The organism is Rothia sp. P100, assembly GCF_023712425.1.
GTDB lineage: Bacteria > Actinomycetota > Actinomycetes > Actinomycetales > Micrococcaceae > Rothia > Rothia endophytica.
This window is the reverse complement of record NZ_JAMAYG010000008.1, coordinates 1-475: the sequence shown is the minus strand read 5'-3', so window position 1 is coordinate 475 and position 475 is coordinate 1. Positions and strand designations below refer to the sequence as shown.

Here is a 475-nt window from a genome sequence, read left to right as displayed (position 1 = left end):
TCCTTATAATACGCATCCACAACGACGCAACAAACATTCAAAATTGCTAGTTGACCACCTCATGCGGGAATAGCTCAGTTGGTAGAGCACGACCTTGCCAAGGTCGGGGTCGCGAGTTCGAATCTCGTTTCCCGCTCCAAATTCAAGAAAGCCACTTTATAGTAAAGTGGCTTTTTTATTGCCTTAAAATCAATGCCTTACCATTCATACTTCAAGATTTTTTCATTAATTTCAATGACCACTTTTCCTCAATTTGTCACACAAAAAAATCTGTGTGACAAAATTGTGCCAAATTTGTGCCAAGCCTAAAATTTTACTTTGAAATTTGTGACCCCGACCGTGAAATTATTGTTTAGTACTACTTTAAAAGGTACTAAACTGCTTTTTTATATGTGAACTAATTAGTCACAGCCTTAAATTATTAAAAAAACTATAGGTTATCTAAAAGTTTCTAAAACATTAGACAGTCTTTAAA

1 tRNA gene is annotated in these 475 nt (G+C 34.9%); it reads left to right on the top strand.

Annotated features, from left to right (window positions below):
- The first annotated feature begins 63 nt into the window (after window positions 1-63).
- A tRNA-Gly gene (locus tag M3668_RS10940) sits at window positions 64-139 on the top strand.
- Window positions 140-475 lie beyond the last annotated feature (336 nt).